Here is a 13,697-nt window from a genome sequence, read left to right as displayed (position 1 = left end):
CTGCCTCAACCGCGTCAACCGATCAACCCGGCCAAATTCTTCCACAGCCCTAATGCGCCCAAATCATTGAACGTCACGAGCACCATAAGTGCAAGCAAGGCCATCAATCCGCCACGAAAGGCCCATTCCTGGACCTCTGGTTTGACGGGACGCCGCCGGACCGCTTCGATCGCATAGAAAAACAAATGGCCGCCATCGAGCATAGGAACTGGCAAGAGGTTGATGAACCCCAAGTTAATCGACACAAAAGCCATCAGAAAAATGAACATCGGCAAGCCTAGGGAAAGCTGCTCCCCGGACACTTTTGCGATACTTAGCGGACCGCCCAACTCGCTGACCGAGCGCCTTCCGCTGATGATCTGACCCAAGCCGTCGAGGGTAGTGCGCAGGATTTCGCCGGTCATGCGTACGCCGACAACTGGTGCCTCAAGCAAGCCAACCGGCTGATAAACGCCATTGCCCCCGGCTACGCCAAGCTGACCCTTGCGGAATTTATTGCCGAATCGATCGCGCTCAACCACCGCGCCGATCGTGATTTCGGTGCTCCGCTTGACGCCGTTACGCTGATATTCGATCGCGACGCGCTCCTGCGGGCGCAAGACGGTGTACTGACTGATGTCGTTGAAGGTCTCCATCGAACGGCTGCCGAGCGACGTAATGCGATCTCCGGCTGTCAAACCGGCATGGGCCGCCGCGCTGTCCGGCGCTACCATCGCGATCACGGGCGGCGTGCGGTTTTCGCCATATGCCATCGCAAATCCGCTCAGGATCACGATAGCGGCAACGAAGTTCACTACCGGCCCGGCCGCTACGATGATCGCGCGCTGCCAGACCGGTTTCGCCTGGAACGTTTGCGCACGCTCGACTGCCGGCAATGCCAGCCAGGCCGCGTCGGGCTGGCTCGCCGGGTTCATGTCGCCGGCGAATTTCACATAGCCGCCAAGCGGCAGCCAGCCGAACTTCCACCGAGTGCCGCGTTTGTCGGTCACGCCGAATATCTCGCGGCCGAAACCGATCGAAAAGGCATCGGCCTTCACACCGAACCAGCGGCCGGCAAGATAATGGCCCATCTCGTGAACGAACACGAGCGGTCCGATCACCAGCATGAAGGCCAGGATAGTCAGCCAAAGGCCTGGGGTCTGGATCAAATCACGCAATCCTTCACACGCCCACCCGCTATTCTGGCACCCGCGATCCTCCGCGCTTCAGCGTCGATTGCCAACACGGCATCGAGCGTCTCCGGAGCGGGCGGGCCGTAACGATCAAGCGTATCAGCGACGATTGCGGCAATTTCGAGGAAGCCGATGCGGCGATCCAGGAACGATGCCACGGCAATCTCATTGGCGGCATTGAGGATTGCCGGTCGGGCACCACCTGCGTCGAGTGCTTCTCGCGCCAACCGCAGCGCCGGAAAGCGCACCGGGTCGGGTGCTTCGAAGTCGAGTCGACCGATCGCGACCAGATCGAGCGGCGCCATCGGCGTCGCCATGCGGTCGGGCCAGGCGAGGCAATGTGCGATCGGCGTGCGCATATCGGGCGGGCCGAGCTGCGCGAGCACCGATCCATCGACATAATCGACCAGCGAATGGATCACCGACTGACGGTGCAGGATGATCTCGATCCGGTCGTGCGGCAGCGGGAACAGTCGCGCCGCTTCGATCAGTTCGAGTCCCTTGTTCATCAAGGTCGCCGAATCGATCGAGATCTTCGCGCCCATCGACCAATTGGGATGGGCGACCGCCTGTTCGGGCGTCACGCCGCGCATCTGCTCGATCGACCAGTCGCGAAACGGCCCCCCGCTCGCGGTCAGGATGATTCGGCGGATCGCCTCCGGTCGTTCGAAATCGAAGCACTGAAAGATGGCATTGTGTTCGGAATCCGCCGGCAGCAGCGTCGCGCCATGGCGCTTGGCGGCGGCGAGGATCACGTCGCCCGCCGATACCAGCGGCTCCTTGTTGGCGAGCACCACCGTGCCGCCCTGCTCGACCGCGGCCATAACCGGTTCGAGCCCGGCACAGCCGACGATCGCCGCCATCGTCCAGTCCGCGCCCATCGCTGCGGTCTCCAGCAGTGCCCCGGCACCGCCCGCTGTTTCGATGCCGGTTCCGACGAGTGCGTCGCGCAGCGCCGGAAGGCAGCTTTCGTCCGCGACCACGGCGCGACGGGCGTTGGTGCGGATCGCCGCCTTGGCCAGCTTTTCAACATCGCAATTGGCGGTCAGCGCGAGCACCTGAAATCGTTCGGGTTCACGTTCGATCAGGTCGAGTGTCGAACTCCCGACCGATCCGGTCGCGCCAAGGATCGTAACCGTCTTCACGTATAGAATCGCGGCAGGATGACGAGCAACGCGGCGAGCGGTGCGACCGGGACAAGCCCGTCGAGCCGGTCGAGCACGCCGCCATGCCCGGGCAGGATATTGCCGCTATCCTTGACCCCTGCCCGGCGTTTCAACCAGCTTTCGAACAGGTCGCCGCCCTGCGCCAGCACCGCGAGGACCGGCGTTGCCAGCGTCATGCGCCACGGCAGTCCATACTGAACATGCATGAACAGCGCGAACAGGCTCGCCAGCACCACACCGCCGATCAGGCCGGCCCAGGTCTTGTTCGGGCTGATCGCGGGCCATAGCTTGGGCCCGCCAATCGCGCGGCCAGTGAAATAGGCGCCGATGTCACATGCCCAGACCAGCGCCAGCGCCCAGAGCGCATAGACGATGCCTTCATCCTGGCGGCGGATGAACACCAAAGCGAGCACTGGTAACCCGCAATAGACCACCCCTGCCGCCAAAGTCGGCCGCCTGGTCACGATGGCGATGAAGAACGCCGCACCGGCAAGCAACCCGAGTGTAAAGAAGTAATGGACTTCGATGATCAGCGACGCCGGTGCCATCAGCGCCAGCGGAATCGACAGTGCGAACTGCGCCATGCGACGGGTCTTGCGATCGACCCCGTCGAGATCGGCCCATTCCGCCATCATCAACAGCGCCAGCACGACGCAAAGAAGCCAGAAACCGATCCCGCCGCCCCACAATGCCAGTGCCGCTACGGCGATAAGCAATATGCCGACCGCCGCACGCAGCCCGAGGTCCGAGGTTTGCATGGTCAAAGGCCGCCGAAGCGCCGCTGACGCTGGCCGAATTCGGCGACCGCCTTGTCCAGCGCGGCTGCGTCGAAATCAGGCCAGAGGGTATCGACGAAAAGCAATTCGGCATAGGCCGCTTGCCACAGCAGGAAGTTGGACAGCCTGATCTCGCCCGAGGTGCGAATGAGCAGGTCGAGTGGCGGCAAGTCGTTGGTGTCGAGTTCCGCCTCGATCGCTGCCTCGTTGATCGCGGCGATATCGAGCACACCCTCACGGACTTTTGCCGCGAGCCGCCGCGCCGCCGCGGCAATTTCGGCTTGCGCACCATAATTAAGTGCAATGACCAGGATCGGCCCGGTATTTCCGGCCGTCCGCGCGATCGCGTCATTCACCTGCTGGACGAGGTCGGCGGAGAAACGCCGGTAATCGCCAATGACCCGCAACCGAACATTCTCGCGCACCAGTTCATCGATATCGGAGCGAATGAACAAGCGCAGCAACCCCATCAGGTCGCTCACTTCTTCTTCGGGCCGACGCCAGTTTTCCGATGAAAAGGCATAAAGGGTCAGTGCTTCGATCCCCATCGCCCGGGCAGCGCGGGTGACCGAGCGGACCGCTTCGACACCGGCCTTGTGCCCGGCGAAGCGCGGCAGAAAGCGCTTTTTCGCCCAGCGGCCATTGCCGTCCATGATGATCGCGACATGACGTGGCAATGGCGCCGTCCCGGCAGCGGGATGCGCGGCCGTGGCGGGCACAGGCATCACTTGCCGAGGATTTCCTTTTCCTTCGCAGACGCGGCGGCATCGATATCGCCGATCGTCTTGTCGGTGAGCTTCTGCACGTCGGTCTCGAGCTTCTTGCGATCGTCCTCGCCGAACAGCCCCTTCTTTTCGTCGGCCTTCAGGCTGTCCATGCCGTCGCGGCGTACGTTGCGCGCCGCAATGCGGGCGTCCTCGGCATATTTGCCCGCGAGCTTGGCCAGTTCCTTGCGGCGTTCCTCGGTCAGGTCGGGAATCGGCAGCCGCAATGTCGTGCCGTCGACGATCGGGTTGAGGCCGAGGCCGGCAGAACGGATCGCCTTATCGGCCGGGCCGACATTGCCCTTGTCCCATACCTGCACCGACAGCATGCGCGGCTCGGGCGCGGAAACCGTGGCGATCTGATTGAGCGGCATATGCGCGCCATAAACCTCGACCGTGACTGGATCGAGCAACGAAGTCGACGCACGCCCGGTGCGCAGACCCTGCAGGTCGTGCTTCAATGCCTCGACGCTTCCGGCCATGCGGCGCTCGAGATCCGCCTTGTCATAGGCTGCCATGATTATTGCTCCTTCTGAACGGTCGTCGATACGCCCTCACCCGCCAGAACAGCGGCAAAATTGCCATGTTCGCGAATGTTGAAAACGACGATCGGAATATTGTTGTCGCGACAAAGCGCAATGGCGCTGGCGTCCATTACCTTCAGATTCTTGGCCAGCACAGTATCGTAGCTGACCGTGTCGTAGCGCGTCGCGCCGGGCACGACTTTCGGGTCGGCATCATAAACGCCATCGACCGAGGTGCCTTTGAACAAGGCATCGCACTTCATCTCGGCGGCGCGCAACGCGGCCCCGCTGTCGGTCGTGAAATAAGGCTCACCGACGCCCGCGGCGAAGATCACCACGCGACCCTTTTCCAAGTGGCGTTCGGCGCGACGGCGAATCACCGGCTCGCATATCTTGTCCATCGAAATGGCCGATTGCACGCGGGTGGAGACGCCGATCTGCTCGAGCGCATTCTGCACCGCGAGGGCATTCATGACTGTTGCCAGCATGCCCATATGGTCGGCGGTCGCGCGCTCGAAACCCTTGGCCGCCGCTGCCAGCCCGCGAAAGATGTTGCCGCCGCCAACGACGACGCACAGCTCATAGCCCTGCGCCTTCACATCCGCGATCTCACCCGCGACGCGCGCGGTCACGGCGGGATCGATAGCGAGACCATTCTCGCCCATCAGGACTTCGCCGGATAATTTCAGCAGAATACGTTTGAAGCGAAGTGCTGTCACAAGGTTCCAACATGCTGGCGGACGGGGCGGCGCGGACCTTAGTCGGCAGGACCGTCGATGGGAAGCGAGAAGGCGGCGGCGAGCGCGAAGCTCGCAGGGTCGACCCCATTTACCAAGAAGGCCAGGATCGACTGCATGTCGGCCCTGGCCTTCTGGTGCCCTCTCCCACAGTCGGGAAGAGGATATGTCGGGTCAGGCTGGTTGCTTGACGCCCGATGCAGCGGCGACCTCGGCGGCGAAGTCGCTCGTTTCCTTCTCGATGCCTTCGCCGAGCTGGAAGCGGACATAGTCCGTGAGCTCGATCGACTTGCCCGCAGCCTTGGCGGCGTTGGCGACGACGTCGGAGATCTTGGTCTTGCCGTCCATCACCAGCAGCTGGCTGACAAGGGCGTTTTCCTTGCGATACTTGGCGATCGCGCCATCGACCATCTTGGCGACGATGTCGGCCGGCTTGCCGCTCTCGGCGGCCTTTTCGGTCGCGATTGCACGCTCACGCGCGACGATCTCGGGGTCGAGGCCGTCCTCGCTCAACGCCAGCGGGAAAGCGGCCGCGATGTGCATCGCGATCTGCTTGCCGAGCGGCTCGAGCACATCCGCGCCCGCATCGCTTTCGAGCGCGACGAGCACGCCGATCTTGCCAAGGCCGGGGGCGGCCGCGTTATGGACATAAGGCACGATCGCGCCCTGCGTCACTTCGAGGCGCCTGGCGCGGCGGATCGCCTGGTTCTCCCCAATCGTGGCGATGTTGTTGGTCAGCACTTCTTCGACCGTCTTGTCGCCGAGCGATGCAGCCTTGATCGTGTCGATTGAATCGCCAAGCTCGAGCGCGACCGAGGTCACGTCGCGTACGAAGGTCTGAAACTGCACGTTCTTGGCAACGAAATCGGTCTCGGAATTGACTTCGACCACGGCACCCTTGGTGCCCGAGACTTCGATGCCGACCAGACCCTCGGCCGCGGTGCGGCTGGACTTCTTGGCGGCGGAGGCGAGACCCTTGGCGCGCAGCCAGTCGATCGCCGCAGTCATGTCGCCACCGGCTTCGGTCAGCGCCTTCTTGCAATCCATCATGCCCGCGCCGCTCTTCTCGCGCAGGTCCTTCACCGCTGCTGCCGTGATCTCGGCCATGTCAATTTTCCTCTTGTGCTTTAAATATGGGTGCGGGCGGGAAAAGGCTGAAACGCCCTACCCCGCCCGCATGTCATTCCGGCGACGGTTCAGGCGTCGATCTGGCGCTCGCCCTCGGCAGCCGTTTCCGGCTCGGTCGCGGCGGCAGGTGCCTCGGGCTCGACCGGTGCTTCGACTGCTGCCGGAGCTTCAACCGCTGCAGGCGCTTCGACCACAGCAGGCGCTTCGGGGGCTGGTGCGTCGGCAACAGGTGCGTCGGCAGCAGGCGCTTCCGGCGCAGCGAAGGTCTCGGCAGTCACCGACGTATCGACCGGCGCTTCTTCTGCGGCCGGTGCGACGGTCAGTACTTCCTCGACCGGCGGCGCGTCCATTGCGCCGACATCGACGCCACGGCGCTGCTGCTGCTCTTGGCCACCACGAGTCGCGGCGATCGCAATCGCTTCGCAGTACAGGCGAATCGCGCGGCTCGCGTCGTCATTCGCCGGAACCGGGAATGCGATGCCGTCGGGCGAGACGTTCGAATCGAGGATCGCGACGACCGGGATACCCAGCGTGTTGGCTTCCTTGATCGCCAGCTCTTCCTTGTTCGCGTCGATCACGAACATCACGTCGGGGATGCCGCCCATGTCGCGGATACCGCCGAGCGAAAGCTCGAGCTTGTCCTTCTCGCGGGTGAGCTGCAGCACTTCCTTCTTGGTCAGGCCGTGCGTGTCGCCGGTCAGCTGCTCTTCGAGCGTCTTGAGGCGCTTGATCGAGCCCGAAATAGTCTTCCAGTTGGTGAGCATTCCGCCCAGCCAGCGATGGTTGACGAAATGCTGACCCGAACGGCGCGCTGCGTCCGCGACGGGCTCCTGTGCCTGGCGCTTGGTGCCGACAAACAGAACCTTTCCACCGGCAGCGGTCGAGGCGGCAACGAATTCGAGAGCGCGCGCGAACAGCGGCACGGTCTGCGACAGGTCGAGGATGTGGACGCCGTTACGGTCGCCAAAGATGTATGGCTTCATCTTCGGGTTCCAGCGATGCGTCTGGTGGCCGAAATGCGCGCCCGTTTCGAGCAATTGCTGCATGGAGACGACAGGTGCCGCCATAAGATAGTTCCTTTCCGGTTGAGCCTCTGGGAAGCGAGTAATCCGTCGAGCGAACCCAATGGGCGAGCTTGGCGGACACCGGCGATGTGTGCTTCCCATGCGGTGTGAAGGCGCGCCCTCTATCCGACACCGATCCGCAAATCAAGTGTTGACATGCGGAACATGAGTGGAACATAAAGGGTTCGTAAGGCGGACACGGAAACGGAACGGCGCTGATACGATTAGCGCAGTCCAACTGTGGCCCAAATTTCAGGGAGCTGGGCAATGATGACGTTCGTCGGACTATTGGTTTTCGCTGGCGCTTTTGCTGCTGCTCTCGCGGTGTTCGCATTCACCCTGATGCCAGCGATGCCGCGGATCGTCGCGATCCTGTCGGGACGCGAAGATCCGATCCTCGCCTCCACCCATCGCCTGACGGTCAGGGATCGACGGCTGGCGGCACGGTCGCGACCGGTGACACCGGTTGCGATGCGCGCAGCCGCCTGACCCGGGCGTAGGAAGTGATGCTGAACGGCAGCGAGACGATATAGGCGATGCACAGGAATGAGAGCGTGTGCCAGGGTGCCGACACCATCGCCGCTCCGACGATCACCACGACTGCCAGCGCTTCGAAGCGGATGTTCCGGCGCAGTTTGAGCGAGCTCCACGAATAGGTCGCCACGCTCGACACCATCAACAACGCGACCATCGCGACCCAGGGCGCAACGAGATAGGGCGACTGGAACAGCGGCTCGCCGGTCCAGAACCACATGAATAGCGGCAACAGAGCCATTGCCGCGGCGGCCGGTGCCGGAACGCCGGTCAGGAACCCCGCCGATTTGTGAGGTTGCTCCGTAACATCGATATTGGCGTTAAACCGGGCGAGGCGCAATGCGCAGAAGACCGCCAGAACCAGCGAGCAAAGCCAGCCGATGCGCGGCAAGGCGTTGAGCGACCAGAGATAGATGATCAGCGCCGGCGATACGCCGAACGAGATCGCATCGGCCAGCGAATCGAGTTCGGCGCCGAACCTGCTCTCGCCATGGAGCATCCGGGCTATGCGTCCGTCGATGCCGTCGAGCACGCCCGCGATCAGGATCAGCGTGACCGCAATCTCCCAATTCTGCGAAATCGCGTAGCGGATGGCGGTCAAGCCGCAGCATAAGGCCAGAGCGGTGACCGCGTTGGGCGCGACGGCACGCAGCGGCAAACCGCGCGACAATTGCCGTGCAGGACGGCTCATCGATGCTGACCCTTCAAGACCGCGTCGCACAAGTCATTGGGCAATGCCGGTCGGCACGACACCACCGACCCTGCCCAAGACCGTCTCACCCGCAATACTGCGCTGCCCCAGCGCCACCTGACACGGAACGTCGTCGGGCAGATAGACATCGACCCGGCTGCCGAATCGGATCAGGCCGACGCGCTGGCCGGTCGCGACCATGTCGCCGGGTTTGACGAAACCCAGGATACGCCGCGCGACCAAACCGGCGATCTGAGTCATGCCGACGCGCCGCCCATCGCGACCTTCGACCACGATATGCTGGCGCTCATTCTCCTCGCTCGCCTTGTCGAGATCAGCATTGAGGAATTTGCCCGAAATATAGACGACCTGGCGGATCGTACCTGCGATCGGGGTGCGGTTGATGTGCACGTCGAACACCGACATGAAAATCGACACGCGGAGGAGCGGTACATCGCCAAGACCGTTCTCCCCGGCCAGTTCGCGCGGCACGGGGACGCGCTCGATCATAGTGATCAAGCCATCGGCAGGGGCGATGATCAACCCCTCCCCCGTCGGTGTCACGCGAACGGGATCGCGGAAGAAGGATACGACCCAGATCGTCAGGCCAATCAACGGCCAGGTGATGAAATCCCAGAAGATCAGCGACAACACGACAAACACGCACGCGATCAGGACATATTTGCGCCCCTCAGGGTGCATATCGGGAAAACGCCATTTGACGGTCGGGTTCGCCAGCGGCGGCTTATCAAGTGATGACATGGCGTTGTTCTACCCATCGCAGTGCAAGGTGACAACGCTCCAGCGTGCGATCGGCCACTTCATGGCTGTCATGACCATTTCTCTGGCGTGCCGAGGTTGATCGCGGCCATCCTTGCTCCTAGACGCCCAATCTAGAGCTAGGACCAAACCTCCCCTTACGGAAAGAGTATCGATGGCGAAGATCAAGGTGAAGACGCCTGTCGTGGAGATCGACGGCGACGAGATGACGCGGATCATCTGGCAGTGGATTCGCGAGCGGCTCATCCTCCCCTATCTCGATATCGATCTGGAATATTACGACCTTGGGATCGGCAAGCGCGACGAGACCGATGACAAGATCACGGTCGAATCGGCCAAGGCGATCCAGAAATACGGCGTCGGCGTGAAGTGCGCGACGATCACGCCGGACGAAGACCGGGTCAAGGAATTCGGCCTGAAGAAGATGTGGAAGTCGCCCAACGGCACGATCCGCAACATTCTGGGCGGCGTCGTGTTCCGCGAGCCGATCGTAATGAAGAACGTGCCCCGCTTGATTCCAGGCTGGACTCATCCGATCGTGGTCGGCCGTCATGCTTTCGGCGACCAGTATCGCGCGACGGATTATCGCATTCCCGGTCCAGGCAAGCTGCGCCTTGTGTTCGAGGGCGATGACGGCACCGTGATCGATGAGGAGGTGTTCCAGTTTCCTTCGTCGGGCGTCGCGATGGCGATGTATAATCTCGACGATTCGATCCGCGATTTCGCGCGTGCGTCGATGCACTACGGCCTCAACCTCGGCTGGCCGGTCTATCTTTCGACCAAGAACACCATTCTCAAGGCGTATGACGGCCGCTTCAAGGACCTCTTTGCGGAAGTTTTCGAAAGTGAATTCAAGGACAAGTTCAAGGAAGCGAATATCGTCTATGAGCATCGCTTGATCGACGATATGGTTGCATCGGCGCTCAAATGGCATGGCGAGTTCGTCTGGGCCTGCAAGAATTACGATGGCGACGTGCAATCGGATCAGGTCGCGCAGGGTTTTGGCTCGCTCGGGCTGATGACCTCGGTGCTGCTCACGCCCGATGGCAAGACGGTCGAGGCGGAAGCCGCGCACGGCACCGTCACGCGCCACTTCCGCATGCACGAACAGGGCAAGGCGACCTCGACCAACCCGATCGCGTCGATCTTCGCGTGGACCGGCGGCCTGAAATATCGCGGCAAGTTCGACGGCACGCCGGAAGTGACCGAGTTCGCCGAACTGCTCGAAAAAATCTGCATCGACACCGTCGAAAGCGGCAAGATGACCAAAGATCTCGCGATCCTGATCGGCCCGGAGCAGCCCTGGATGACGACCGAGCAGTTTTTCGAAGCTGTGCGCGTCAATCTCGAAACCGCGATGGGCTGAACGTCACGCGGTAATCAACATAAATTGGGGGGTGAAGCATGCCTGAACTGAGCGAGGCGAATACCCGCTTCACCCCCAATGCTCCCGCGATCACGGCGGCGATCATAGCGGCCAATCATGCGCAGAACGGCGTCGGACGCCGTGGCGATATGGCGGGAGGGTTGCTGCGGGTGCCAATTTCTTCGCCGCGCGGAATCGTCCGGCTGTTCGCTGACAATCAGATGGGCGGCTTTAACTAACCCGCTTTCCCGGCGTCCGGCGACCGGACAGATTCCGGCCGGACGCCGACGCCCAGACCCGCGCCGGACTACGCCGTGGCAACGGCACCGCATCGAGCAATCGAGCGGCGAGCGGTGGTTTGGTCATCGGTGTCGTGCTCGCCAGCAGCGGCTGGATGAAGCGGTCTTGGATCGCACGCTGGAAACCCTGAGCAAGCTTGTTCGGGAACATGCTGCGATCTTCCACTTTCTGCAGCAGCGCATCGATCGCCATGCCGTCCGCCAGCTGCCCAGCCAGCGCATTGGCCGCCGCAACTGCATCCTGCCCCGCCAGCTTGATGCCGACCCCGGCGATCGGCGACATGACGTGTGCCGCATCGCCGATCACCAGCAAGCCGGGGCGATGCCAGCTTTCGAGCCGATCGACCGTTACCGTGAGCAGCTTCACATCGTCCAGCTCTTGATGCCTTGCTCCACCGCCGCGGTTTCCGGGCCGACGGCGCGGACGCGCCGCAGGAAAGCGTCGAGTCCTTCGGCCCTGATCTTCTCTGCCCCGCCCTTGGCGATGACGAAGGCGCACTGCCAATAATCGCCGCGGTCGATCAGCACGAACAGCAGCCCCGTGTCGAACACGCCCATGCTGTCATTGTCGGGCTGCGCCAACTTGGGAATGCGAAACCAGAACAGGTCCATCGGCGCCCCGACCGTCGTCAGTGGCAGCCCGGTGCGGAAATGCGAATCACGGCGTCATCTTTCGCGCGGACGCCGGTGCCGCGGATGGACGGTATCGCCGCGAAAATCGCGCAGGAAATCGCCATATTTCTCCAGCACCAGCGTCCTGACCCCCGCGCTGACCCCCGCGCGCGCGAACAACGGCCCGGCCATCATGCCCGCCGGACCGCCGTCGATAATCGCCAGATCGGAATTTTCCTCAGTCATCGGCTGACAAATCGGCAGCGTTACGACTAGATGCACGCATGGCTTCACCCCTCAGCAACACCGGTTTCAGCGACGCCCTCGTTATCCTCGGCGCGGCGGGAATCGTCATCCCGGCATTTGCGCGTTTCAAGATCAGCCCGGTCATCGGCTTCATTCTGGTCGGCCTCCTGGTTGGTCCGTCGGGCCTGGGCATGCTCGTTCACGACCATCCGTGGCTGTATTACATCACGATCTCGGACGCACATTCGATCGAACCGTTCGCCGAATTCGGCATCATCCTGCTGCTCTTTTCGATCGGGCTGGAACTCTCGCTCAAGCGGCTCTGGGCGATGCGGCAGCTGGTGTTCGGCACCGGCGCCGCGCAGTTGCTGGGTTCCGCCATCTGCATCGGCATGGCGCTCCACCTGCTCGGTCAGAGCTGGGCCGGCGCGGGTGCGCTGGGTCTGGCGCTTGCACTGTCCTCAACCGCGCTGGTGCTACCAATCGCCGGGACGGCGAGCCCGGTTGGCAAAACCTCTTTCGCGATGCTCCTGTTCGAAGATCTGGCGCTCGTGCCGATCATCTTCGCGCTAGCCGCACTGGCACCGAGCGCGGCAGGCGACCGGCTTAGCGGGATTGCCGGCGTCGCCATGCGGGGACTGTTCACCATAGCGGTGATCTTCGTCGCCGGGCGCATCCTCTTGCCCAGGCTGTTCGCCCAGGCGGCACGGACCAAGAGTCCGGAGCTTTTCCTGGCCGCATCGCTGTTGGTCGTCATCGTCGCCAGCCTGGCGACCACCGCAGCCGGTCTGTCGCCGATCGTCGGCGCCCTGCTTGCCGGTCTGTTGATCGCGGAAACGGAATATCATAGCGAGGTCGAGGTCATCACCGCGCCGTTCAAGGGTCTCGCCCTCGGCGTGTTCCTGATCACTGTGGGCATGAGCCTCGACATCAGGCTGATTCTGGAAAACTGGCCGAGCCTGTTGCTCGCCATTTCCGGTGTCGTCGCGGTCAAGACGGCGGTGACCTTTGGACTGCTCAAGGTCGCCGGCATCCGCAATGGCGTCGCGGCCGAAGTCGGTGTGCTGATGGCGAGCCCGTCGGAAACAACGCTGATCGTGCTTGGGGCCGCGGGTCAGGCGCAACTGATCCAGGCGTCGACCGCAAACTTCTGGCAAACCGTAACCGCGATCGGCCTGACCATCACGCCGCTGCTCGCGCAGTTGGGCAAGAAGGTCGCCAAGGGTATCGAACAGCGCGACAAGAGCGATACCAGCGAGGCAGAGATTCCGGCCGAGGGTCCGGGCACGGTGGTGATCGGCTTCGGCCGCGTTGGGCGCATGGTCGCGGACATGCTCAAGGTGCATAATCAGCCGTTCATTGCGGTCGAGGCGGACATCGATGCGGTGTCGGCGGCACGCGCCGAGGGCTATCCGGTGATCTTTGGCGATGTGTCGCGCGCTGAACTGGTCGATCGCCTCAATCTCGGCCGCGCCAAGGCGCTGATTCTGACGATGGACGATCCCGTTCTATCTGTCCGACTTACGCGGCGCGTACGCGGCTGGGTGCCGGGGCTGACCATTGTCGCGCGCGCGCGTGACACTGCGCATGCCGCCGAACTCTACCGCGCCGGCGCCACCGATGCGGTGCCCGAAACGCTCGAAAGCTCGCTGCAATTATCGGAAGCCGTACTGGTCGACCTCGGCGTTGCGATCGGCCCGGTGATCGCCTCGATCCACGAGAAGCGCGACGAGTTGCGCAAGGAGATCATGGCGGCGGCAAGCCTGGAGCGCGAGCCCCGGTTGCGCCGCGCGCGCAAGGCGAGCGGGCCTGTCACGCTGGGCGAAAACTCCAACTAA

At 62.9% G+C, this 13,697-nt stretch carries 15 protein-coding genes and 1 pseudogene; 3 read left to right on the top strand and 13 right to left on the bottom strand.

All coding sequences use genetic code 11. The annotated features are described in order from the left end of the window. Positions 1-14: 14 nt before the first annotated feature. From rseP to ACVWZA_RS05155, 10 genes and pseudogenes are all read right to left on the bottom strand, one after another. Positions 15-1,148: an RIP metalloprotease RseP gene (rseP, locus tag ACVWZA_RS05200; RefSeq protein ID WP_457310112.1), complete on the bottom strand. Its 1,134-nt coding sequence runs from the start codon at positions 1,146-1,148 to the stop codon at positions 15-17. Beyond that, a complete protein-coding gene (locus tag ACVWZA_RS05195; protein ID WP_457310111.1) occupies positions 1,145-2,317 on the bottom strand; it encodes a 1-deoxy-D-xylulose-5-phosphate reductoisomerase in 1,173 nt (390 codons plus the stop codon). The genes rseP and ACVWZA_RS05195 overlap by 4 nt, the downstream gene beginning before the upstream one ends. Continuing rightward, complete coding sequence (locus ACVWZA_RS05190) at positions 2,314-3,096, bottom strand: phosphatidate cytidylyltransferase (protein ID WP_457310110.1); 783 nt, start codon at positions 3,094-3,096, stop codon at positions 2,314-2,316. The genes ACVWZA_RS05195 and ACVWZA_RS05190 overlap by 4 nt, the downstream gene beginning before the upstream one ends. Positions 3,097-3,098: 2 nt before the next feature. Continuing rightward, the gene (locus tag ACVWZA_RS05185) at positions 3,099-3,839 is read right to left on the bottom strand and encodes an isoprenyl transferase (protein WP_457310523.1); all 741 of its coding nucleotides are present in this window, start codon (positions 3,837-3,839) and stop codon (positions 3,099-3,101) included. Then, a complete protein-coding gene (gene frr, locus ACVWZA_RS05180; RefSeq protein ID WP_457310109.1) occupies positions 3,839-4,396 on the bottom strand; it encodes a ribosome recycling factor in 558 nt (185 codons plus the stop codon). The genes ACVWZA_RS05185 and frr overlap by 1 nt, the downstream gene beginning before the upstream one ends. Before the next feature lie 2 nt (positions 4,397-4,398). Further along, on the bottom strand, positions 4,399-5,121 hold the full coding sequence (gene pyrH, locus ACVWZA_RS05175) for a UMP kinase (protein WP_183112805.1): 723 nt from the start codon (positions 5,119-5,121) through the stop codon (positions 4,399-4,401). 192 nt (positions 5,122-5,313) lie between these two features. Beyond that, entirely contained in the window at positions 5,314-6,246 is a 933-nt protein-coding gene (gene tsf / locus ACVWZA_RS05170; protein WP_457310108.1) for a translation elongation factor Ts, read from the bottom strand. Positions 6,247-6,578: 332 nt separating this feature from the next. Next, positions 6,579-7,334: pseudogene (gene rpsB / locus ACVWZA_RS05165) on the bottom strand (30S ribosomal protein S2); the annotation flags it as partial. A gap of 418 nt (positions 7,335-7,752) precedes the next feature. Next, the gene (gene pssA / locus ACVWZA_RS05160) at positions 7,753-8,556 is read right to left on the bottom strand and encodes a CDP-diacylglycerol--serine O-phosphatidyltransferase (RefSeq protein ID WP_457310107.1); all 804 of its coding nucleotides are present in this window, start codon (positions 8,554-8,556) and stop codon (positions 7,753-7,755) included. Positions 8,557-8,589: 33 nt separating this feature from the next. Continuing rightward, positions 8,590-9,318 (bottom strand): phosphatidylserine decarboxylase, encoded by a 729-nt coding sequence (locus ACVWZA_RS05155; protein WP_457310106.1) that lies wholly within the window; start codon positions 9,316-9,318, stop codon positions 8,590-8,592. 172 nt (positions 9,319-9,490) lie between these two features. Here ACVWZA_RS05155 and ACVWZA_RS05150 point away from each other — a divergent pair, with 172 nt between their 5' ends. Next, a complete protein-coding gene (locus ACVWZA_RS05150; protein ID WP_457310105.1) occupies positions 9,491-10,702 on the top strand; it encodes an NADP-dependent isocitrate dehydrogenase in 1,212 nt (403 codons plus the stop codon). A gap of 38 nt (positions 10,703-10,740) precedes the next feature. Continuing rightward, positions 10,741-10,941 (top strand): hypothetical protein, encoded by a 201-nt coding sequence (locus ACVWZA_RS05145; RefSeq protein ID WP_457310104.1) that lies wholly within the window; start codon positions 10,741-10,743, stop codon positions 10,939-10,941. Here the strand turns inward: ACVWZA_RS05145 and ACVWZA_RS05140 are convergent. The 3 genes from ACVWZA_RS05140 to ACVWZA_RS05130 are packed head-to-tail and all read right to left on the bottom strand — an operon-like array spanning position 10,934 to position 11,859. Further along, on the bottom strand, positions 10,934-11,368 hold the full coding sequence (locus ACVWZA_RS05140) for an FAD-dependent monooxygenase (RefSeq protein ID WP_457310103.1): 435 nt from the start codon (positions 11,366-11,368) through the stop codon (positions 10,934-10,936). The genes ACVWZA_RS05145 and ACVWZA_RS05140 overlap by 8 nt on opposite strands. After that, on the bottom strand, positions 11,365-11,613 hold the full coding sequence (locus ACVWZA_RS05135) for a hypothetical protein (RefSeq protein ID WP_457310102.1): 249 nt from the start codon (positions 11,611-11,613) through the stop codon (positions 11,365-11,367). Before ACVWZA_RS05135 ends, ACVWZA_RS05140 begins: the two co-directional genes overlap by 4 nt. A 54-nt stretch (positions 11,614-11,667) precedes the next feature. After that, entirely contained in the window at positions 11,668-11,859 is a 192-nt protein-coding gene (locus ACVWZA_RS05130) for an FAD-dependent monooxygenase (protein ID WP_457310101.1), read from the bottom strand. Between the two features lie 38 nt (positions 11,860-11,897). Between ACVWZA_RS05130 and ACVWZA_RS05125 the strand changes: the two genes are divergently transcribed. Beyond that, a complete protein-coding gene (locus ACVWZA_RS05125) occupies positions 11,898-13,697 on the top strand; it encodes a cation:proton antiporter domain-containing protein (protein WP_457310100.1) in 1,800 nt (599 codons plus the stop codon).

This window comes from Sphingomonas sp. UYAg733, assembly GCF_054057355.1.
This window is presented reverse-complemented; position numbering and strand designations above follow the sequence as displayed.

Excerpts from the sequence above, each read along its gene's own strand:
- ACVWZA_RS05190 (WP_457310110.1), bottom strand. The coding sequence starts at position 3,096 with ATGCAAACCTCGGACCTCGGGCTGCGTGCGGCGGTCGGCATATTGCTT.
- ACVWZA_RS05185 (WP_457310523.1), bottom strand. The coding sequence starts at position 3,839 with ATGCCTGTGCCCGCCACGGCCGCGCATCCCGCTGCCGGGACGGCGCCA.
- frr (WP_457310109.1), bottom strand. The coding sequence starts at position 4,396 with ATGGCAGCCTATGACAAGGCGGATCTCGAGCGCCGCATGGCCGGAAGC.
- tsf (WP_457310108.1), bottom strand. The coding sequence starts at position 6,246 with ATGGCCGAGATCACGGCAGCAGCGGTGAAGGACCTGCGCGAGAAGAGC.
- pssA (WP_457310107.1), bottom strand. The coding sequence starts at position 8,556 with ATGAGCCGTCCTGCACGGCAATTGTCGCGCGGTTTGCCGCTGCGTGCC.
- ACVWZA_RS05155 (WP_457310106.1), bottom strand. The coding sequence starts at position 9,318 with ATGTCATCACTTGATAAGCCGCCGCTGGCGAACCCGACCGTCAAATGG.
- ACVWZA_RS05150 (WP_457310105.1), top strand. The coding sequence starts at position 9,491 with ATGGCGAAGATCAAGGTGAAGACGCCTGTCGTGGAGATCGACGGCGAC.
- ACVWZA_RS05145 (WP_457310104.1), top strand. The coding sequence starts at position 10,741 with ATGCCTGAACTGAGCGAGGCGAATACCCGCTTCACCCCCAATGCTCCC.
- ACVWZA_RS05135 (WP_457310102.1), bottom strand. The coding sequence starts at position 11,613 with ATGGACCTGTTCTGGTTTCGCATTCCCAAGTTGGCGCAGCCCGACAAT.
- ACVWZA_RS05130 (WP_457310101.1), bottom strand. The coding sequence starts at position 11,859 with ATGACTGAGGAAAATTCCGATCTGGCGATTATCGACGGCGGTCCGGCG.
- ACVWZA_RS05125 (WP_457310100.1), top strand. The coding sequence starts at position 11,898 with ATGGCTTCACCCCTCAGCAACACCGGTTTCAGCGACGCCCTCGTTATC.